The organism is Micromonospora sp. ANENR4, assembly GCF_015354395.1.
GTDB classification, from domain to species: Bacteria; Actinomycetota; Actinomycetes; order Mycobacteriales; family Micromonosporaceae; genus Micromonospora; species Micromonospora aurantiaca.
Genome location: NZ_JADKYQ010000009.1, coordinates 70,077 through 90,911 on the forward strand (window position 1 = coordinate 70,077; position 20,835 = coordinate 90,911).

At 73.9% G+C, this 20,835-nt stretch carries 17 protein-coding genes; 6 read left to right on the top strand and 11 right to left on the bottom strand.

What is annotated here, in order from left to right:
• Positions 1 to 1,251 (bottom strand): ATP-binding protein, encoded by a 1,251-nt coding sequence (locus tag IRY44_RS17120; RefSeq protein ID WP_194801534.1) that lies wholly within the window; start codon positions 1,249 to 1,251, stop codon positions 1 to 3.
• A 178-nt stretch (positions 1,252 to 1,429) separates the two neighbouring features.
• Between IRY44_RS17120 and IRY44_RS17125 the strand changes: the two genes are divergently transcribed.
• From IRY44_RS17125 to IRY44_RS17135, 3 genes are all read left to right on the top strand, one after another.
• On the top strand, positions 1,430 to 3,289 hold the full coding sequence (locus IRY44_RS17125) for a PspC domain-containing protein (protein ID WP_194801362.1): 1,860 nt from the start codon (positions 1,430 to 1,432) through the stop codon (positions 3,287 to 3,289).
• Positions 3,286 to 3,705: a hypothetical protein gene (locus IRY44_RS17130; protein WP_194801363.1), complete on the top strand. Its 420-nt coding sequence runs from the start codon at positions 3,286 to 3,288 to the stop codon at positions 3,703 to 3,705. The genes IRY44_RS17125 and IRY44_RS17130 overlap by 4 nt, the downstream gene beginning before the upstream one ends.
• Positions 3,706 to 3,859: 154 nt before the next feature.
• Complete coding sequence (locus IRY44_RS17135; RefSeq protein WP_194801364.1) at positions 3,860 to 5,107, top strand: phosphatidylserine decarboxylase; 1,248 nt, start codon at positions 3,860 to 3,862, stop codon at positions 5,105 to 5,107.
• 57 nt (positions 5,108 to 5,164) lie between these two features.
• Here IRY44_RS17135 and IRY44_RS17140 read toward each other — a convergent pair whose 3' ends face one another.
• The 3 genes from IRY44_RS17140 to IRY44_RS17150 all read right to left on the bottom strand — a co-directional run bounded on the left by IRY44_RS17140 (position 5,165) and on the right by IRY44_RS17150 (position 8,425).
• Entirely contained in the window at positions 5,165 to 6,079 is a 915-nt protein-coding gene (locus IRY44_RS17140) for a phosphatidylcholine/phosphatidylserine synthase (RefSeq protein WP_194801365.1), read from the bottom strand.
• Positions 6,080 to 6,424: 345 nt separating this feature from the next.
• Complete coding sequence (locus tag IRY44_RS17145; protein WP_194801366.1) at positions 6,425 to 7,336, bottom strand: NUDIX hydrolase; 912 nt, start codon at positions 7,334 to 7,336, stop codon at positions 6,425 to 6,427.
• A 141-nt stretch (positions 7,337 to 7,477) separates the two neighbouring features.
• Positions 7,478 to 8,425: an NUDIX hydrolase gene (locus IRY44_RS17150; protein WP_120573154.1), complete on the bottom strand. Its 948-nt coding sequence runs from the start codon at positions 8,423 to 8,425 to the stop codon at positions 7,478 to 7,480.
• 144 nt (positions 8,426 to 8,569) lie between these two features.
• Here IRY44_RS17150 and IRY44_RS17155 point away from each other — a divergent pair, with 144 nt between their 5' ends.
• Positions 8,570 to 8,914 carry a PspC domain-containing protein gene (locus IRY44_RS17155; RefSeq protein WP_194801367.1) on the top strand — a complete coding sequence of 115 codons (345 nt, stop codon included), beginning with the start codon at positions 8,570 to 8,572 and terminating at the stop codon, positions 8,912 to 8,914.
• 6 nt (positions 8,915 to 8,920) lie between these two features.
• Here the strand turns inward: IRY44_RS17155 and guaA are convergent, their stop codons facing one another.
• Positions 8,921 to 10,477, bottom strand: a complete 1,557-nt coding sequence (gene guaA / locus IRY44_RS17160; protein WP_194801368.1) for a glutamine-hydrolyzing GMP synthase — start codon at positions 10,475 to 10,477, stop codon at positions 8,921 to 8,923.
• Between the two features lie 80 nt (positions 10,478 to 10,557).
• Complete coding sequence (locus tag IRY44_RS17165) at positions 10,558 to 12,240, bottom strand: FAD-dependent oxidoreductase (RefSeq protein ID WP_194801369.1); 1,683 nt, start codon at positions 12,238 to 12,240, stop codon at positions 10,558 to 10,560.
• Positions 12,241 to 12,381: 141 nt separating this feature from the next.
• Here IRY44_RS17165 and IRY44_RS17170 point away from each other — a divergent pair, with 141 nt between their 5' ends.
• Positions 12,382 to 13,482 (top strand): LCP family protein, encoded by a 1,101-nt coding sequence (locus IRY44_RS17170; protein ID WP_194801370.1) that lies wholly within the window; start codon positions 12,382 to 12,384, stop codon positions 13,480 to 13,482.
• Between the two features lie 3 nt (positions 13,483 to 13,485).
• Here the strand turns inward: IRY44_RS17170 and IRY44_RS17175 are convergent, their stop codons facing one another.
• The 4 genes from IRY44_RS17175 to guaB form a co-directional block, all read right to left on the bottom strand.
• On the bottom strand, positions 13,486 to 14,943 hold the full coding sequence (locus IRY44_RS17175) for a M1 family metallopeptidase (RefSeq protein WP_194801371.1): 1,458 nt from the start codon (positions 14,941 to 14,943) through the stop codon (positions 13,486 to 13,488).
• 87 nt (positions 14,944 to 15,030) lie between these two features.
• The gene (locus IRY44_RS17180) at positions 15,031 to 16,425 is read right to left on the bottom strand and encodes a M1 family metallopeptidase (protein ID WP_194801372.1); all 1,395 of its coding nucleotides are present in this window, start codon (positions 16,423 to 16,425) and stop codon (positions 15,031 to 15,033) included.
• A 98-nt stretch (positions 16,426 to 16,523) separates the two neighbouring features.
• The gene (locus tag IRY44_RS17185; RefSeq protein WP_013288539.1) at positions 16,524 to 17,642 is read right to left on the bottom strand and encodes a GuaB3 family IMP dehydrogenase-related protein; all 1,119 of its coding nucleotides are present in this window, start codon (positions 17,640 to 17,642) and stop codon (positions 16,524 to 16,526) included.
• Between the two features lie 30 nt (positions 17,643 to 17,672).
• Positions 17,673 to 19,235, bottom strand: a complete 1,563-nt coding sequence (gene guaB / locus IRY44_RS17190; protein WP_194801373.1) for an IMP dehydrogenase — start codon at positions 19,233 to 19,235, stop codon at positions 17,673 to 17,675.
• Positions 19,236 to 19,431: 196 nt separating this feature from the next.
• Between guaB and IRY44_RS17195 the strand changes: the two genes are divergently transcribed.
• Complete coding sequence (locus tag IRY44_RS17195; RefSeq protein ID WP_194801374.1) at positions 19,432 to 19,836, top strand: DUF5319 domain-containing protein; 405 nt, start codon at positions 19,432 to 19,434, stop codon at positions 19,834 to 19,836.
• A gap of 12 nt (positions 19,837 to 19,848) precedes the next feature.
• On the opposite strand, the gene IRY44_RS17200 is transcribed toward IRY44_RS17195, so the two are convergent.
• Positions 19,849 to 20,667 carry a response regulator transcription factor gene (locus IRY44_RS17200; protein WP_194801375.1) on the bottom strand — a complete coding sequence of 273 codons (819 nt, stop codon included), beginning with the start codon at positions 20,665 to 20,667 and terminating at the stop codon, positions 19,849 to 19,851.
• Positions 20,668 to 20,835 lie beyond the last annotated feature (168 nt).

Sequence of the window (20,835 nt, forward strand, 5' to 3'; positions counted from 1 at the left end):
TCACTTGTCCCTTTCCGCCGTGGAGCCGGAGCCGCTGATCGGCAGGATCAGCCGGACCTCGGTCCCTTCACCCGGCTCGGACCGGATCTCCGCCCGGCCGCCGTGCCGCTTCATCCGTCCGATGATCGAGCCCCGGACGCCGTGCCGGTGATTCTCCACCGTATCCGGGTCGAAGCCCTTGCCCCGGTCCCGGACGAACACGCTCACCTGCTCCGGCTCCACCTCGGCGTACAGCGAGACGGTCTGCACGCCGGCGTGCCGGGCCGCGTTGACCAGGGCCTCCCGGGCGGCGGCCACGATCGCGCCCACCTTCTCGTCGGTCTCCCGGTCGCCGACCACCACCACCTCGACGGTGATGGCGAACGTGTCCTCCACCTCGGCGGCGGCCTGCTCCAGCGCGGCCGCGAAGCGCTCGGTGGGCGACGCGGTCGGTTTGTAGAGCCAGTTGCGCAGCGAGCGCTCCTGACCGCGGGCCAGCCGCTGCACCGTCTTGACGTCGCTGGCGTTGCGCTGGATCAGGGCCAGCGTGTGCAGCACCTGGTCGTGCACCATCGCGGCCAGTTCGGCGCGCTCCTGCTCCCGGATGCGGCCCTCCCGCTCGGAGCGGAGCTGGTTCCAGGTGCGCCAGAGCACCGGACCGGTGACCACACCCACGCCGGCCAGCCCGACCAGCGCGAAGATCACGCCGTTGAGCACCGCGTCGAAGTTCTGCGCCGGCGAGTAGACGGCGGCCACGCCGATGATGCCGACCGCGACGAGCACGCCGCCGCCGATGAAGCGCAGCACGAACGCGCGCCTGTCGCTCTCCTCCACCACCGCGCCCAGCCAGGGCACCGCCGAGTCGCCCCACTGCCGGCGGCGCTCCGGGGCGGCCTGGTGCCAGATGACGCCCGCGCCGACCGCGATGATCGCCACCAGCCAGCCGGCGGTGCCGGCCGCGCCCACCGAGTTGAACGCCACCACCTGGAGCAGCAGCACGCCGAGCCCGATCACCACGAACGGCAGCAGCTGGGCCGGGTCACGGCGGGGCGGGACGGCGGTGTCGCCGGGGCGGGGCGGGACCACTGCCCAGAAGGCGGCGTAGAGCAGCAGCCCGAGCCCGCTCAGCCCGAGCAGCACCATGAACGCCACGCGTACCCGCAGCACCGGGATGCCCAGGTGCTCGGCGATGCCCGCGGCCACGCCGGCGGCCAGCCGGTGCTCGGTGGCCCGGTAGAGGCGCGGGGCGTGCGGGGCGGGGGTGCTGCTGATCGGAGGCTCCCAGGTCGAGGCGGATGTGCCGGCGGCGCGCCGACGCTCAGATCGTCACACGGTTGCGAGGCCGCGGACCACGGGGACGCCCCGGAGTTTCACCGGCGGTGGATCTCAGGGTGGGGTCAGGGTCGGGTCCGGAGGCTGCTCGGGCGGCCGGGGCAGCAGTATCGAAGGCATGAACGAGGACGCTGCCCGTCCGCCCCGCCCCTGGGCGGCAGCACAGGACGCCCCGCCGCCGCCCCCGCCGGGAGCGGCGCCCACCACCGACCAGGCGAGCCCGCCGCCCGGCGGCACGCCGTTCGCCGGTCCACCACCCGGTGGGTACGCCCCACCGCCCGGCGCCGCCGGCTTCACCACCCGGTACGGCCTGGTACGCCCCCGCGAGGGCCGCTACCTGGCCGGGGTGTGCGCCGCCATCGGCCGGGCCACGAACACCGATCCGGTGCTGTGGCGCGTGCTGCTGGCCGTGCTCGGCTTCTTCGGCGGCATCGGCATCATCGTGTACGTCGCAGGCTGGCTGATCATCCCTGGCGAGGGCGACACCGCCTCCCCGGTGGAGGCCATGCTCGGCCGGGGCCGGTCCAGCATGTCGCCGATCACGGTGATCGTGCTCGGCATCGTGGTGGCGCTCGGCTTCGCCTACGTGGTCACGGACGGGTTCCGGGCGATCCTGCTCGGTGCGGTGATCCTGATCGGCGGCGCGCTCCTGCTCAACCGCGAGCAGCGCGGCCCGGCGCAGCGGCCGGCTCAGCCGGTGCCGCCGCACGGTCCCCCGCCGGGTCCGGTGCCGCCGGTGGCCTGGCCCGCGCCGCCGGCCCCGGCGCCGGGTACGTGGACCGCGGCTCCCCCCGCGGCCCCGTGGACCGGCACGCCCGCCGGACCGGCACACCCCGGCGCGGCGCCGTCCGGCGGCCTGCCCGTCGAGCCCGGCTACCCGCCGGCCGGCCGGCCCGAGCCGGGCTATCCCCCGGTGCCCGCCTCCCCGGCGCCCTCCGCCGAGCGGGGCTACCCGCCGGCGTCCTCCCCCGAGCCCGGTTCCGAGCCGGGGCACCCGGTCACGTCCGAGGCGGAGCGCGAGCCGGGCCCCTCCGGGCCCGCTACCGGCTACCCGACGCTGCCGGCGCCGGGCTGGCCCGCCGCGGCAGGGACCCGGCCGGGCCCGTCCGAGCCGACGACGGTAGGGATGCGGCACGTGACCGGGCCGGTCGCCGACACCGCCGCCTGGCCCGCGTACGGCGTGAACCCGGGCGCACGCGACGCCGGTGCCCGGCTGGACGAGCCGGTCGCCGTGCCGCCGCCCGCGCCGGTCGGCGCACCGCTGCCGCCCGGCGGGTACCGGCCGCCGTTCGCCCCGCACGGCCCCTACGCCGGATCGCCGCCAGTCACGCCACCGGTACGGCCGCCGCGACCGCCGAAGCGGCCCAAGGAGCGCTCGCCGCTCGGCGCGATCACGTTCTCGCTGATCTTCCTGGCGCTCGGCGTGGTGGCGATGCTCGACCTGCTCGACGTCTTTCCGGTCGGCGCCGCCGGCTACTTCGCCGCGGTGCTCGCGACCATCGGCCTCGGCCTGCTCGTCGGCACCTGGTTCGGCCGGGCGCGGTGGCTGATCGCCCTGGGCCTGGTGACCGCGGCGGCGCTCGGCATCGCCACGGTCGCCGAGTCCTACGACCGGGTACGCGGCATCGACGGCAACGTCACCTGGGCCCCGACCGACCTGCGCGACCTGGCGAACCGGTACGAGAACAACCTCGGTGACGCCACGCTCGACCTGCGCGGGATCGACTTCGACAAGCAGGACGTACAGGTGACGGTCGACGTGAACCTCGGCAACGCGACAGTGGTCGTACCGCCGGACGTCGACGTCACCACGGTGGCCGACGTGAACGCCGGCGACGCCACCGTCTTCGGCCGGAGCAGCGGCGGGCTCGGCGGTCGTCAGTGGGAGACCACCGATGTCGGCGCCGACGGTCCCGGTGGGGGCAAGCTGCGCCTCTTCGTCCACGTGAACGCCGGCAAGCTGGAGGTGACCCGGTGAAGGCACACCGTACCGACGTGGTGTCGTTCGCTTTCGGACTCGTCTTCCTCGGCCTGTCCGTCTGGTGGCTGCTGGCCCGGATCCTCGGTCTCTCCGTACCGCCGGTCGGCTGGTTCCTGGCCGGTGGGCTGGTGCTGATCGGCCTCCTCGGACTGATCGGCGCGCTGCGCTCGGGTCGCGCACCGGAGCAACCCGCGACGCCGCCCACGCCGGACGTCACGGTCTCGGCGCCGTACGGCTCCCCCGCCGCCGGCCCGGAGACGGCCGCCGGCCCGGGGACGCCCGACGGCGCCGACGAGTGGGCCATCGAGGCCACCACGGACTCCGCGGAACCGGCCACCCGCGAACTGCCGGCGCTCGATCCACCGGCCGACGAGGCGGCTCCCCAACGCCGTACGCCGGGGGATCCGGCCTGACCGCGCCACTGCGGCGCCCTTCGGACGCGGCCTATGCTGGTCGGCGGAGATCTCGCCTCCGCCGGCCGGCCCCGCCCCCGACCATGCCGGAGCCGCCGGTCGGGTCGCCGGAGCCGCCCCGTCCGTTCGCTATCTCGTCAGGAGCCCGTCCGACATGACCCAGTCCCCCGCCGTGCGTGTCACCGGTCCCACCGGTGCGGTCCGCATCGGCGAGCGCGCCGCCCGCACGCTCGTCAGCGAGTTCGCCCGGCGTAACGACCCGAAGGCCGGCCTGCTGGTCGGCGCGACCCCGGAGTCCGCGGTGCTGGCCGCCGCGGTCGAGGCACTGCTGCCCGGCGACCGGCTCACCGTGGTGCCGGCGGAGGGCGCCGCGGCGGCCGCGCTGCGCGACCACGTCACCGCGCAGGGCCGCTGGGTCGCCGACCGGGTACGCGTGGTCGACACCCTCGCCGAGGCGGACGCCGCCGCGGTGGTGGTCGTCGCCGAGCCGTTCACCGGCAGCGCGGACGAGGCGCGCGTCGCGATCGACGGGCTGGCGAAATACCTGGCCGAGGGCGCGGTGCTGAGCGTCGCCGCGCCGCTGTTCCGCACCGAGGGCGCCGACGGCGAGCTGGACCGGCAGGGCGTGCTCCACGGCGTACGCAGCGACCTGGTGCTGCGCAACACCCCGCCGGTACGCGTGCACCACCTGCGGTTCACCCCGGCACCGGTGGCGCTCGCGGCCTCGCTGTCCCCGGCGTACCGGCCGTCGAGCGTGCCGCTGACCCGGGGCATGCACATCGACTCCAACGGCGTGGCCGCGGCGGGCATCACGCTCGGCCTGGCCGCCCTGGCCCGGGCCGCGCGGCCGAAGTCGAAGCTCTGGCTGCTGCCGGCGCTGGCCGCCGCGCCGGTGGCCGCGTTCTTCCGGGACCCGGAGCGGGACGTGCCGGAGGACCCGTCGGCGGTCGTCGCCTCGGCGGACGGTCAGGTGCTGTCCGTGCAGCGCCTGCAGGACGAGCGCTTCGGTGACGGCGAGTGGCTGCGGATCGCGGTGTTCCTGTCGGTGCTGGACGTGCACGTCAACCGCTCCCCGGTGGCCGGCAAGGTGGTCGACTACTTCGTCGCCGACGGCGGGTTCGTCAACGCCATGAAGCCTGATGCCGAGCACAACGTGGCGGCGTACACGGTGCTGGACACCGACCACGGCACCGTCGTGGTGGCGCAGCGCACCGGGCTGATCGCCCGCCGGATCGTGCAGCGGGCGCCCGTCGGCTCGCTGCTGGCCCGGGGTGAGCGCTTCGGCCTGATCCGGTTCGGCTCGCGTACCGACGTCTACCTGCCGGCCGACGCCGCGGACCCGCTGGTCGGTCCGGGCGACAAGGTGGTCGGCGGTGCGACGGTGATCGCCCGCTGGCGCTGAGCGCCGGACACGAAGAAGGGGCGCCGCTGCAGCGGCGCCCCTTCTTGCGTTCTCGGATCAGGCGGTACGGCGCTGATGCAGCCAGAGCAGCGGCCCGCTGACCAGGTAGCCCACCACCACGAACGCGAAGGTGAGCCGGATGTCGACGAGCGCGCCGATCACCGGGGCCAGCCAGAGCCACGGCGGCAGCTTCAGCAGCCGGGCGAGCTTCGCGTACGGGAAGCTGGACACCATGGCGAAGGCGAGCAGCGCCACGCCGGCCACCATGACCAGGCCGGGGACCGGCACGCCGATCGCCACGGTCAGGGCGAGCACCGCCGCCGCCATGGTGGTCGGCACGCCGCAGAAGAAGCGGCCGTCCTTCGGCGAGACGTTGAACCGGGCGAGACGGATCGCCGCGCAGGCGGCGACGAGCGCGCAGGAGACCGCGGCGGCCGCCGGGGGCACCGAACCGGCCAGCGAGGCGTAGACCACTACCGGCGCGGCGAGGCCGAACGAGCACATGTCGGCGAGCGAGTCCATCTGCGCGCCGAACGGGCTGGCCACCCCGAGCTTGCGGGCCAGCGCGCCGTCGAGGCCGTCGAACGCGACGCACGCGATCAGGCAGATCGCGGCGAGCTGCACGTCACCGCGCATGGCCAGGAAGATGGCCAGCATGCCGAGCATGAGGCTGCTCAGCGTGCACGCGTTGACGAGCGCGAACTTGGCCCGGCGGGCGGCGGTGCGCTCACCCGGCAGGAGCGGGATCGACATCGCCGGGGACTCGTCGTCGACCGGGGTGGCCGGGGCGAGCGCCGGGCTCACCGGGCGTACCGCTTCGATGTCGGTGTCGAGCCGGCCGTAGCGGATGCGCTGGCGGTCGGAGTAACGGTGGTCGGGGGTGACCAGGTCGGTCCCCGAGACGGCCGCGCCGTCCCGGCGGCCCACCCGGACCAGCAGCACCTGGCGGGCGAACGTGCTGCTGCGGCGCAACCTGCCCGCCCAGCGACGCCCTGCGGGGCGCGGACTGTCAGTCGTACGACGCCGGCGCCATGGGGCTCTCGGCACGTTTCCTCCATCACCGGATCGGCTGGCCGCCCACGGTGGGGCGGGTGTCCGGCTGTCTCGTGCCGGACCTTTCGGGTCCGGCAGCCCTTTTGCGGAGTACACCATTGCACAGGGGACAGGGGCTTGGCGATAGCTGCCGGCGGTACTTATATCTCCCTTAACCGCGCGAACCGCCCACTCATTCCCATCTCGGGCCTCAACGCCCGTTTTCGTCGGTCAGCCGTACTTCCGACTGTACCGGAGGTCACCCAGGGCGGCTCGGCGAGCGATTCAGCTCACCCGCTGCCCGGTGGCCCGGGCCGCCACGTCGGTCATCGACAGACCGGTGACCTGCTCCCTGTCGAACCAGGCGGCCCGCGCGGTCGAGCCGCCGGCCAGCTCGGTCACCACCGCGTCGGTCGGCGCGTCCACCCGTACCCGGTAGATCACCCGGACGCCGTGCCAGTCCAGCGGGCGGCCCTCCGGCCCGAGCGCGGCCGGATTGTGCAGGTTGTCCACGGCGATCAGGTCGACCACCCGGCCCAGCTGCCCGGCCTCCTCGACCAGCTCGCGCAGCAGCCCGGCGGCCGGTTGCTCGCCGTGGTCGGTGCCGCCCCCGGGCAGGTGCCAGCGACCCGCGCCCGGATACCCGTCGGCGATCATGGTGAGCAGCACCCGGTCGGCCGGGTCGGTGACCAGCCCGTACGCGGCGAAGCGCTGCCGGCGGTCGACGGACGGCCCGGCCGGTCCGCCGGGCAGCGCCCGGGGCAGGCCGGTCGGCAGCGGAGTCACCGGCAGGCCGAGCAGCTCGGCGGTGAACGGCATCAGCGCCCGGGTGGCGGCCTCCTCGGGGGCGAACCAGCCGACCTCGTCGCTGCCGCCGGCCGGCTCGGGCCGCAGCCGTCCGCCGCGCGCCTCCACCTCGAAGATCAGCCGATCGGTGTGCAGCGCGATCCCCAGGTCGGCGAACGCGGCCACGTCGGCCACCGCGGCCCGGATCGTGCCGGGCGCCACGGTCAGGCCGGTCTCCTCGGCGAACTCGCGTACCACGGTGTCGGCCGGGTGCTCCGCGTGCTCGACGCTGCCACCGGGCAGCTGCCACACCCCCGGGTACGGGCACCGCGCCGAGCCACGCGCCAGCAACACCCGCCCCTCGGAGTCCCGCAGCACCCCGTAGGCCCCGACCCGCCGCAGCTGTTCCACCCGCACCACTCCCCCGCACCCGAGCGACCCACTCCGTCGATCATGAGGTTAGCGGTACCGAGGCGGACATTTCGCGCCGTCAACTTCATGATCGCCGGGGTGAGGGCCGGGGTGGGGCCCGGGTGAGGGGCCGGGGCGGGGCTAGAGAAGGTGGGCGGCCTGGACTGCTTCGGCCGTCACCTCGGTGAGGCGGTCGGTGGGGAGGGCGCCGAGTTCCTCGCGGCGGAACCAGCGGGCCTCGCAGGTGGAGCCGCCGATGTCGGCCACGGTGGGCGGGGCGGGCTGGTCGACCACCACCCGGTAGAAGGCGCGTACGCCGTGCCAGTCGATCGGGTAGCCCTCCGGGCCGAGCGAGGCGGCGTCCCGGTGGCTGGCCACCCCGAGCAGCTCGACCAGGCGGCCGGTCTGACCGGTCTCCTCGACCAGTTCGCGGATCAGCGCCGCGCCCGGCTGCTCGCCGTAGTCGGTGCCGCCGCCGGGCAGGTGCCAGCAGCCGGCACCCGGGTAGCCGTCGGACACCCGGGTCAGCAGTACGCGCTCCTCCGGGTCGGTCACCACCGCGTACGCGGCGAAGCGCTGCGCCCGGTGCAGCCCGTCCGGGCCGGGGACGGCGTAGAACGAGGGGAACTCGGGCACCTCCTCCGGCACGATGTCGTCGGTGGAGGTGGGCAGGCCCAGGGCACGTGCGGTGAACGACCGCAGCGGAAGCTCCCGGGCCTCGTCGAGGGTGAACCAGCGGGCCAGGTCGGTCGGGCGGTCGACCCGCTCGGTGAGCGTCCCGCCGCGGACCGACACGGTGTAGAGCAGCCGGTCGGTGTGGATCGTGATGCGCCGCTCGGGCAGCGCCCGCATGTCGGCGAGCACGTCCTGGAGGCCGGCGACCGCCACCGAGAGCCCGGTCTCGGCCGCGGTCTCCCGGACGACTGTGTGTTTGGGGTCCTCACCGTGGTCGACCGCGCCTCCGGGGAGCGACCAGGTGCCGGGGGTGCCGGAGCGCTCCGATGCGCGGACCAGCAACACTCGGCCGTTTGAATCAGCACAAACTGCGTATGCCGCGATCCTGCGGAGCGGCTCCAGCGAGGTGGTCACGGGAGCAAATTCTCCCCGGAGCGGGTTACCGACATCGAAAAGAGTCAGATTCCTGACTCTCCGCTGGCGTCTCAGGGACGGTTCAGGGTAAGCGTCCGGGCGGTCACCGAGGTCGGCCGCCGCAGCGCGCGGGACCGTTGACACATGACCTTCCCGAACCCCTCCCAGGCCCCGTACAAGCAGCTCCGCCGACCGGTCAGCGACCGCATGATCGCCGGTGTGGCGAGCGGCCTCGGCCGCTACTTCGCCGCCGACCCCACGCTGATCCGGGTGATCTTCGCGACCGCCACGGTGCTCACCGGCGGGCTCGCCGCGCTCGCGTACCCGATCATGTGGTTCCTGATGCCCGAGGAGCCGGCCGGCGCGCCCGCCTGGCCGCACCCGCCGGGGACCGCGCCCGGCTGGCCGCCGGTCCCGCCGGCTACGCCGACCGAGCCGCGGACGCCGGGCGGGCCGCAGACCGGACCGCAGACGCCGCCGGCGGCCTGAGCCGCGTCACTCCCACTCGATGGTGCCCGGCGGCTTGCTCGTCACGTCCAGGACCACGCGGTTGACCTCGGCGACCTCGTTGGTGATCCGGGTGGAGATCCGGGCCACCACGTCGTAGGGCAGCCGGGACCAGTCGGCGGTCATCGCGTCCTCGCTGGAGACCGGGCGCAGCACCACCGGGTGACCGTAGGTGCGCCCGTCGCCCTGCACCCCGACGCTGCGGACGTCGGCCAGCAGCACCACCGGGAACTGCCAGACGCCCCGGTCCAGACCGGCCGCGGTCAGCTCCTGCCGGGCGATCAGGTCGGCCTTGCGGAGCACGGCGAGGCGCTCCTCGTCGACCGCGCCGATGATCCGGATGGCCAGGCCGGGGCCGGGGAACGGGTGCCGCCAGACCATCGCCTCTGGCAGTCCCAGCTCCAGGCCGATCGTGCGGACCTCGTCCTTGAACAGCGTGCGCAGCGGCTCGACCAGGGAGAACTTCAGGTCCTCGGGCAGGCCGCCGACGTTGTGGTGGCTCTTGATGTTCGCGGTGCCGGTGCCGCCGCCGGACTCCACCACGTCCGGGTAGAGCGTGCCCTGCACGAGGAATTCCACGTCGCCGTGCGCGGCGATCTCCCGCGCGGCGGCCTCGAAGACGCGGATGAACTCCCGGCCGATGATCTTGCGCTTCTGCTCCGGGTCGGTCACCCCGGCGAGCGCGCTCAGGAACCGCTCCCGCGCGTCGACCACCTTGAGCTTGATGCCGGTCGCCGCGACGTAGTCCTTCTCGACCTGCTCGGCCTCACCGGCCCGCAGCAGACCGTGGTCCACGAACACGCAGGTGAGCTGGTCACCCACGGCGCGGTGGACGAGCGCCGCGGCGACCGCCGAGTCGACGCCGCCGGAGAGGCCGCAGATGACCTCCTTGTCGCCCACCTGCTCGCGGATCCGGGCGACCTGCTCGTCGATGATGTTCGACGGCGTCCAGGTGGGCGCGATGCCGGCGATGTCGTAGAGGAAGCGGGTGAGCATCTCCTGGCCGTGCGCGGTGTGCCCGACCTCGGGGTGGAACTGCACGCCGGCGCGGCGGCCGGCCAGGTCCTCGAACGCGGCGACCGGGGCGCCCGCCGACTCGGCGGTGACGGTGAAGCCCTCCGGCGCCTCGGTGACGCAGTCGCCGTGGCTCATCCAGACCGGCAGGTCGGCCGGCAGGTCGCGCAGCAGCACGCCCGGCTCGGTCAGGCGCGGGCGCAGCGGGGTGCCGCCGTACTCGCGGTTGCCGGTGCGCGCGACGGTGCCGCCGAGCGCCTGGGCCATGGCCTGGAAGCCGTAGCAGATGCCGAAGACCGGTACGCCGGTCTCGAACATGCCGGCGTCGATCTGCGGGGCGCCCGGTGCGTAGACGCTGGACGGGCCACCGGACAGGATGATCGCGGCCGGGTTCTTCACCAGCATCTCGGACACCGGCATGGAATGCGGGACGATCTCCGAGTAGACCTTCGCCTCGCGGACACGGCGCGCGATGAGCTGGGCGTACTGGGCTCCGAAGTCCACCACGAGGACGGGGCGAGGCGTGCTCATGTGCGCAAAGCCTACCGACAGTCACCGGCCGCGCGGACGCGCCCCGGCGGTGTGGCGGGGTGAACCTTGCGACGGCCTCCTCAGCGCAGGGCGGCGGGGGCGTGCGCGGGGACGGCGGGCCGCCGCGGCGGGACCGGCTCCACCCGGGTGTACGCCGACCCGAGCGCCGGACGCGGGTCCACCTCGTCCTTGTTCGGCCAGTACGACATGGCCCGCTCGGCCTGCGCGGTGATCGTCAGCGACGGGTTGACGCCCAGGTTCGCCGAGACCGCCGCGCCGTCCACCACGTGCAGCCCCGGGTGGCCGTACACCCGGTGCCAGGGGTCGATCACGCCCTCGTCCGGGGTGGCGCCGATGACCGCGCCGCCGAGGATGTGCGCGGTCACCGGGATGTTGAACGGCTCGGTGACCGCCCCGCCCGGGGTGCCGCCGATCTCCTCGGCGAGCAGCCGGGCCGCGGTGTTGCCGGCCGGGATCCAGGTCGGGTTGGGCGCGCCGTGGCCGGGGCCGGAGACCAGCCGCCCCCGGCGGTAGCGGGTGGTCAGCGAGTTGTCGACCGACTGCATGACGAGCGCGATCACGGTGCGCTCGGACCACCGGCGTACCGACAGCATCCGCGCCGCCAGCACGGGCTGCCGGACGATGCTGCCCAGCCAGCGCCGGGCGCGGCGGGGACCGCCGTCGACGAGCAGTGACTGGAGCAGGCCCATCGCGTTGGAGCCCTTGCCGTACCGGACCGGCTCGATGTGGGTCTGCGGGTCGGGGTGGAACGAGCTGGTGATCGCCACCCCCTCGGTGAAGTCGAGGCCGCGCTTCCGGGCCGCGCCGGGCGCCACCGAGGCGCCGAGGATGGCCTCGGAGTTGGTGCGGGTCAGCTCGCCCAGCCGGGGCGAGAGCGCCGGCAGCGCGCCGGTCGCCTTCATCTCGTGCAGCAGCCGCTGGGTGCCGAGCGCGCCGGCCGCGAAGACCACCTGGTCGGCGTGGATCACCTCGCGCCGCTTGCGCAGCCAGGCGCCGGTGCGTTCGGTGTGCACCGCGTACCCGCCGGCCGGGTCCGGGCGGACGGCGGTCACGGTGGTCAGCGGGTGCACCTGCACGCCGAGCCGCTCGGCCAGCCAGAGGTAGTTCTTCACCAGCGTGTTCTTGGCGCCGTGCCGGCAGCCGGTCATGCACGATCCGCAGTGGCTGCACCCGGTGCGGTCCGGTCCGGCCCCGCCGAAGTACGGGTCGGCCACCCGCTCGCCGGGCCGCCCGATGTGCACCCCGACCGGCGTCGGGTGGTAGGTGTGCGCCACCCCCATCCGCTCGGCCACCGCGCGGACGGCCTGGTCCGCGCGGGTGTCGATCGGGTACGTGGTGACGCCGAGCATCCGCTTCGCCTGGTCGTAGTGGCGGGCCAGCTCGTCGCGCCAGTCGGTGATGTCCCGCCACTGCGGGTCGGCGTAGAACGCGTCGAGCGGCTCGTAGAGCGTGTTCGCGTAGACGAGCGAGCCGCCGCCCACACCGGCGCCGGAGAGCACCAGCACGCCGCCGCCGGCCTTGCGGTCGGCCGAGCGCAGCAGCGTAATCCGCTGGAGCCCGAAGCAGCCGAGCCGGGGCGCCCAGAGGAACCGTCGCGCCCGCCAGGACGTACGCGGGAACTCGTCGTCGGCGAAGCGCCGCCCCGCCTCCAGGACGCCCACCGTGTAGCCCTTCTCGGCCAGCCGGAGCGCGGTGACGCTGCCGCCGAAGCCCGAACCGATGACGAGCACGTCGTAACGCATGAACGCATCATTACCGACCGGTAGCTATGGCGCCAGCGAGTGTTTTTCGCAGATCATGCAGAGCGCTCGATTCGCCGGGATTCCCGCCGCTGCAACCTCCGGCGGCTCCCGGCGCGTCGAACACCACGGGGAGGAACGAACGTGACGAGACGACGCCTGCTGGGCCTGGCCGCACTGGTCGCGGCGCTGCTGGTGGCCACCGGAGCGGTGGTGACCACCCGGCTGGTGGCGAACCGCCCGGCCGCCCCGGTCGCCGGCCCGAGCACCGCGCCGCCGCCCTCACCGACGCCCGCCCCGACCACCGCCAGCCCGACACCCCCGCCCGGCGCCGACCTGAAGGGCCCGCTCAACCTGCTGCTCGTCGGCGTGGACACCCGGGTCAGCATCCCCGGCTGGGAGCCGCACGCCGACGCGGTGCTGCTGCTGCACGTACCGGCCGGGCTGGACCGGGCGTACCTGTTCTCGCTCCCCCGCGACCTGGTCGTGGACATCCCCGCCTACCCGAAGGCCCGCTACCCGGGCGGCCGCACCAAGCTCACCCACGCGATGAGCTACGGCAGCCGGGTGCCGGGCGACAAGCGCAACCCCAGCACCGCCCAGGGGTACGAGCTGCTGCGCACCACCGTCTCCCGCTACACCGGTCTGCGCATCGACGCCGGCGCGGTGATCACGTTCGGCGGCTTCGACAAGCTGGTGGACACGCTCGGCGGGGTGGACCTCTACGTCGACCAGCGGGTCGAGTCCCGGCACCGCCGCCCGGACGGCACCATGCGGACGCTGACCGGCGGCGGCTACACCGGGCCGCAGATGGTCTACCAGAAGGGCACCCGGCACCTGACCGGCTGGCAGGCGCTGGACTACGCGCGGCAGCGCTACACCGCGGGCGGCGACTACACCCGGCAGCGGCACCAGCAGCAACTGCTCCGGGCGCTGGCCCGCAAGATCCTCGACCAGGGCACGGCCCGCGACCCGCAGCGGGTCGAGCAGGTGGTGGCCGCGCTGGGCAGGACCCTGGTGTACGCCGGGGGCGGCCGGAAGCTGATCGACTACGCGTACGTCCTGGGTGGCCTGCCGGCCGACCGGCTCACGCTCGTCGTGCTGCCCGGCGCCGGGGTGAGCAGCGGCGGCGCGTACCGGGGTGAGCAGCTCAAGCCGCTCGGCCGTGACTTCCTCAGCGCACTGCGCGGTGGGCGGGCCGACGCGTTCCTGGCCGCCCACCCGTCGCTGCGCGTCAAGAACTGACGCCTACAGCGGTTTCGGGGCCGGCGGGCGCTCGGTGCCGTACAGCCACGGGTCGAAGACCTTCGCCAGCTTCCTGCCGGTGATCCGCTCGGCCAGCGCCACGAAGTCGGCGGTGGTGGCGTTGCCGTTCTTCCGCTCCGCGGCCCAGGTGCGCAGGATCGCGAAGAACGCGGTGTCCCCCACCGCCACCCGCAGCGCGTGCACGGTCATCCCGCCCCGGTCGTAGACCGAGCGGCTGAACAGGTTCGCGACGCCCGGCTTGCCCGGCGGCGTACGCCACACCTGCCCGCCGGCGTTCGCGTACTTCTGCTCGAACGTGCGCTGCACCGTGGTCGAGCCGGTGTGCTCGGCCCACAGCCACTCGGCGTACGTGGCCAGCCCCTCGTTGAGCCAGATGTCCTGCCAGCGCTGGATCGACACGCTGTTGCCGTACCACTGGTGGGCCAGCTCGTGCGCGACCACGCCGGTGTTGTCGCCCTGCCGGAAGAAGCTCGCCGAGTAGACCGGCCGGCTCTGCGTCTCCAGCGCGTACCGGATGCGATCGTCGGCGATCACCACGCCGCCGTACGAGTCGAACGGGTACGGACCGAAGACGCTCTCCAGGTAGTCGGCGACCTCGATAGTGCGCGCGAGGGACCGGTCCGGCGCGCCCTCCGCCACCTGCGTGGTGACCGCGTTGTAGACCGGCCGTCCCTTGTGCTCCCCGGTGGTGACCCGGAACTTCCCGATCGCCACCGTGGTCAGGTAGCTGGCCGCCGGCGCGGTCTCCGACCACTTCCAGGTGGTCCAGGCGCCGCTTGTCGTCTTCCCCTTCGGCACGCCGTTGGAGACCGCCGTCAGTCCCTTCGGAACGGTGATCTCCATGTCGTAGGTGGCCTTGTCCGAGGGGTGGTCGTTGACCGGGAACCAGGTGCTGGCCGACTCCGGCTGACCGAGCGCGATCGCCCCGTCGACGGTGTGCAGCCAGCCGCCCTCGCCCAGCGACTCGGTACGCAGCGGCTCCGGCCGGCCGTCGTACCGGATCTCGGCGGTGAACCCGTTGCCGGAGGTCAGCCCGATCGCCGGGGTGATCACCAGCTCGTCCTCGGACCGGCTGTGCCGGGCGGCGGTGCCGTCCACTGTCACCGAGCGGACGGTCAACCCGGCCAGGTCCAGGTTGAACGCGGACAGGTCGGCGGTGGCGGTGGCCCGCAGTGTGGTGGTGCCGCTGAGCTTGTCCGTCTCCGGGTCGTAGCGCACCTTCACGGTGTAGTGCGCGACGTCGTACCCGCCGTTGCCGTAGCTCGGGAAGTACGCGTCACCGGCGCCGTCCGCGCCCGGCGCGAAGCTGCGCGAGGCCGCCGGCGCGGGGGTGGCCGGGGACGTCGGGCCGGGGTCCAGCTCGGCCGAACCGCAGCCCGCGACCAGCAGCGTGCCGCAGGTCAGCAAGCCGATCCGTCGTCGTGCGCCGCGCCGCGTCATCGCCTCGATCCTCCCGGGCCCGTTCGGCGGCCCCGCCCACGGGCCGCTCCGACCGCGGCAGCCTACCCAGCGGCGGTCACGCGTTCGTCACGGCAGTCCCGGCGGCGTGCCACCTACCAGCCAGGCGTCCAGCAGCGCCCGCAGCGGACGTCCGGACGTGCGTTCGGCGTACCCGACGAAGTCGGCGGTGGTGACGTTGCCGTCGCGGTGCTGCGCCAGCCAGCCGCGCAGCACGCGGTAGAACGTCTCGTCGCCGAGCGCGCGGCGCAGCGCGTGCACCGCGAGCGCGCCCCGCTGGTAGACCGCGTCGCCGAACATCCCGGCCCGGCCCGGGTCGACTGTGGGCTTCGACCAGTCGGTGTCCGCGTACCGTTGCGCGACTGTCTGCGCCACTGTGCGCCCGCCGTCGTGCTCGGCCCAGAGCCATTCGGCGTACGTGGCGAAGCCCTCGTTGAGCCAGATGTCGCTCCACCGGGCCACCGAGACGCTGTCGCCGAACCACTGGTGGGCCAGCTCGTGCGCGACCACCTCGGTGTTCGGCAGGCCGTCGCGGAAGAACGCCGGCCCGTAGACCGGGCGGCTCTGCGTCTCCAGCGCGTACCGGATGCGCTCGTCGGCGACCACCACGCCCCCGTACGCCTCAAACGGGTACGGCCCGAAGTGCCCGGCCAGGAAGTCCGCGACCTCGCCGGTGCGGGCCACCGACGCGGCGGCCGGACCGTCCGGCGGCAGCGCCGCGGCGACGGCGGTGACGATGGGCTTGCCGGCGTGGGTGCCGCTGCTGACCCGGTAGTCGCCGATCACCAGCGTGCTCAGGTAGCTGGCCATCGGCGCGCGCTCGGACCAGCGCCAGGTGGTCCAGCCGCCGTTCGACGTCCGGCCCTCCGGCACGCCGTTGGACAGCGCGGCGAGGCCGTCCGGCACGGTGACCGCGAGGTCGTATGTCGCCTTGTCCGACGGGTGGTCGTTCACCGGGTACCACGTGCTCGCCGACTCGGGCTGGCCGAGCGCTATCGCACCGTCCGGCGTGGCGTGGAATCCGCCGTCGCCGAGCTCGGCGTTGGGCAGCGGCTGCGGCACCCCGCCGTACGTCACCTCGACGGTGAACCGCTTTCCCGACGGCAGCCCGCGCGGCGGGGTGACGATCAGCTCGGCGCCGTCGTGGCGGTGCTTCGCCGTCTCCGCGTCCACCCGCACCTGCTCGACGTCCAGCCCGGCCAGGTCGAGCTGGAAGCGGGACAGCGCCCGGGTGGCGGTGACGGTCAGCGTGGCGGTGCCGGTGAGCCGGTCGCTCGCCGGGTCGTAGCGCGCGTCCAGCGCGTAGTGGCCCACGTCGTAGCCGCCGTTGCCGGCGCCTGGCACGTACGGGTCACCGGCGTCCGCCGCACCCGGCCGGAACCCGTTGTCGTCACCGCCGGTGCAGCCGCCCAGCGCGAGCGCCGCCGCCACCAGCCCTGCCGCCCAGACCCGCCCCCGTCTCACCCGGCGAGCCTAGACGCGCGACGGCGCGGGCGGGGCCGGAACACGTCCGCGCCGCCGCCCGCGCCGTCACGCGGTGCTCAGCCGGTGCTCAGCGGTGCTCAGCGGTCGAGGACGAGCCCGACCTTCTGGAACTCCTTCAGGTCGCGGTAGCCGCACTTGGCCATCGCGCGGCGCAGGCCGCCGAAGAGGTTGAGCTGGCCGTCCGGCTCGTCGGCCGGGCCGAACAGCAGCTTCTCCATCGAGCCGAGCGGCTCGCCGGCCACCTCGAACGCGCCACGGGGCAGCGACGGGTGGCTGGCCGCGGAGTGCCACCAGGCACCGCCGGCCGGGGCCTCCTCGCACAGCGACAGCGGCTCGCCGAGCATCACCGCGTCCGCGCCGCAGCCGAGCGCCTTGGCGATGTCGCCGGAGGTCTGCATGTCGCCGTCGGCGATCAGGTGCACGTACCGGCCGCCGGTCTCGTCCAGGTAGTCGCGGCGGGCCGCGGCGGCGTCGGCGATGGCGGTGGCCATCGGCACCCGGATGCCGAGCACCGACTCGGTGGTCGACCAGTCGTCGCCGCCGATGCCCACGATCACGCCGGCCGCGCCGGTACGCATCAGGTGCAGCGCGGTCTTGTAGTCGGTGCAGCCGCCGACGACGACGGGCAGGTCCAGGTCGGCGATGAACTCCTTGAGGTTCAGCGGCTCGTCGGTGGTCGAGACGTGCTCGGCCGAGACGAGCGTGCCCTGGATGACCAGGATGTCCACGCCGGCGTCGAGGATCACCGGGGCCAACGCCAGGGTGTGCTGCGGGGAGACCCGCACCGCCACCGTGCCGCCGCCCTCACGCAGCTCGCGGACCCGCTCGGCGATCAGGTCGGGCCGGATCGGCTCGGCGTAGACCTCCTGGAGGCGCTTGGTCGCCCGCGCGTCCTCGCCGAGACCGGCCAGCTCCTCCAGGATCTTGGCCGGGTTCTCGTACCGGGTCCAGAGGCCCTCGACGTTGAGCACGCCAAGCCCGCCGAGCTGGCCGAGCCGGACCGCCGAGGCCGGGCTCATGGTCGCGTCGGAGGGATGCGCGACGCACGGGATGCCGAACTGGTACGCGTCGAGCTGCCACGCGGTGGAGACGTCGTCGACGTCCCGGGTGCGGCGGCTCGGCACGATGGCGATGTCGTCCAGGTGGTAGCCGCGCTGCGCGGTCTTGCCCAGCCCGATCTCGACCACGTCACGCATGAGGGACTCCAGGTGGTTGGGGGTGGTGGGTCAGCGGGAGTGGTAGTTGGGCGCCTCGACTGTCATCTGGATGTCGTGCGGGTGGCTCTCCTTGAGCCCGGCCGCGGTGATCCGGATGAGCTGGCCACGCCGGTGCAGCTCCGGGATGCTCTCCGCGCCCACGTACCCCATGGCGGCGCGCAGCCCGCCGGTGAGCTGGTGGGCGACAGCGGACAGCGGCCCCCGGTAGGGCACCTGACCCTCGACGCCCTCCGGGACCAGCTTGTCCTCGGCGAGCACGTCCTGCTGGAAGTAGCGGTCCTTGGAGTAGGACTTGCCCTGGCCGCGCGACTGCATCGCGCCGAGCGAGCCCATCCCCCGGTACGCCTTGTACTGCTTGCCGTTGATGAAGATCAGCTCGCCGGGGCTCTCCTCGCATCCGGCCAGCAGGCTGCCGAGCATCACCGTGTCGGCGCCGGCGACGAGCGCCTTGGCGATGTCGCCGGAGTATTGGATGCCGCCGTCACCGATCACCGGCACGCCGGCCGGGCGGGCGGCACGGGCCGCCTCCATGATCGCGGTGATCTGCGGTACGCCGACTCCGGCCACGATCCGGGTGGTGCAGATGGCGCCCGGGCCGACGCCCACCTTGACGCCGTCCGCGCCGGCCTCGACGAGCGCCTTCGCGCCCGCGTACGTGGCGATGTTGCCGCCCACGATGTCGATGGTGACGTCCCGCTTGAGCCGGGTGACCATCTCCAGCACGGCGCGCTGGTGGCCGTGCGCGGTGTCCACGATGACGACGTCCACGCCGGCGTCGACGAGCGCGCGGGCCCGCTTGTAGCCGTCCTCGCCCACGCCGACCGCGGCGGCGACCCGGAGCCGGCCCGCGTCGTCCTTGGTGGCGTTCGGGTACTGCTCGCTCTTGGTGAAGTCCTTCACCGTGATCAGGCCGCGCAGCTTGCCGCCCGCGTCCACGATCGGCAGCTTCTCGATCTTGTGCTGGCGCAGCAGGCCGAGCGCGTCGTCCTTGCTCACGCCGACCGGCGCGGTGATCAGCGGGGTGCGGGTCATGATCTCGCGCACCGGCGTGGCCGGGTCGGAGACGAACCGCATGTCGCGGTTGGTGACGATGCCGACCAACTGGCCCTGCCCGTCCACCACCGGTACGCCGGAGATGCGGTAGCGCCCGCAGAGCGCGTCCACCTCGCGAAGCGTGTCGTCCGGGCTGGCGGTCACCGGGTTGGTGATCATGCCGGACTCGGAGCGCTTCACCAGGTCGACCTGAAGCGCCTGGTCCTCGACGGAGAGGTTGCGGTGCAGCACGCCGATGCCGCCCTGGCGGGCCATGGCGATCGCCATCCGCGCCTCGGTGACGGTGTCCATCGCGCTGGACAGCAGCGGCACGGTCAGTTCGATGTTGCGGGTGAGGCGGGTGCGGGTGTTGACACGGCTGGGGACGACGTCCGACTCGCCCGGCTGCAGCAGGACGTCGTCGAAGGTCAGCCCGAGCGGCACCACGCGGGCCGAACCCGCAGGCAGCTCGGGCAGATGGCCACCCAGCTCCCCGCCGTCGGCGCCGGCCGGGATCTCGGTGCTGGGCGAATTCTCCACGATTGCTCCCCTGAGCTGGTCGAACGGGCTGCAGCGAGGCGGCGCGCGGGGGCACCGGCAGGCGCCGGGTGACGGCGCGTCGCCTCATCGTACCCACCTACCCGTCCGCGCCCGGGCAGCGGCGGGCCAAGGGTAGGCAGGGCCACAGCACGGGCTGGGGCGGGCTTTCCGGCGGCTCGGGGTCTACGGTGAGGGGGTGCACGACGAGCCCATCGACCCGTTCAACGGCGACCCGGCCGATCCGGCTGCCGGCCTGCACGATCCCGGCGACGACGACGCGCTCGACCCGCTGACCGAGGTCGAGCGCCAGGACGTCCTGGAGGATCTCGCCGATCTGGAGATCTACCAGGCGTTGCTCCAGCCGATCGGCGTGCGCGGCCTGGTGATCGAGTGCGAGGACTGCCGCGAGCCGCACTACTTCGACTGGGACCTGCTCCGCGGCAACCTGCGCCACCTGCTCAACTCGGGGCGTCCCCGGGTGCACGAGCCGGCCTACGACCCGGACCCGGACCACTACGTGAGCTGGGACTACGCCCGCGGGTACGCCGACGGCGTGCACGACACCCTCACCGAGGGCACCGACGACTCCGCGCAGGAGTGATCCCCGCGCGGGTCAGGCGACCAGGCCCGCCCGGAACCCGGCCGCCACGGCGTGTGCCCGATCGCGCGCGCCGAGTTTGCGGAACAGCCGCCGGGCGTGTGTCTTGACCGTGTCCTCGGAGACGAACAGCTCCCGCCCGATCTCCGCGTTGCTCTTGCCCTCGGCCATGCCGAGCAGCACCTGAAGCTCCCGCTCGGTCAGCCCGATCGCGCTGCGCGGCGTCCGCGCGGGCCGCTGGACCGCACCCGCCCGGGGCGCCTCCGCGCCGTCGGCCGCCGCCGGGTCGTCCGGGTCCTCACCCCGCTGCACGGGCACCACGGTGGGCAGGCCCGCGGCGTCCACCGGGGCCGTCGCCGGCCAGCCGGGACCGCCCTGGGTACGCCCCGGCGCCGCCGGCCGGGTCGGCCCGCCCACCGCCGCCGCGTCCCGGGCGGTGTCCGCCACCCGGTTCCTGTTGCTCCGCCCGGGGGCGGACAGCAGCAGTAGCGCCTTGGCCACCGCGCTGGTCAGGTCGTGGTCGGCGTTCTGGATCAGGCCCCGCGCTCCGGCGCTGATGGTGGCCGCCGCCGACTCCGACTCCTCGGCGCCGAGCAGCAGCACCGCCGCCTGCGGGGCGCGGGCCAGCACCCGCCGGACGAAGCCGGCGCTGTCCGGCCGGGTCAGCGCGGTGTCGGCGAGCACCACGTCCACCGGACGCTCGGCGAGCCGCAACATCACCTCCGGATCGGAGACGGCCGTCCGGACGACGCCGGACAGCCCGAGCCGCGCCGCCGCGGAGGTCAGATGCTGGGCCGCCAATGGTGTCCGAACGCACACAAGAACACTACGCACAGTGGTCTCCTCTCCGACTCAGAGCAGACCATGCGGAGGTGGGGTCGGGAGGGGGTTCCGGGCAATCATCCGAACTTTTCCGACAGATGGGGCATATGCCGCCGAGTGTCCGACGTTTTCGATCACAGATGTGTGAGGCGCGGACCGCTCGGGTACCGAGGGGTTCAT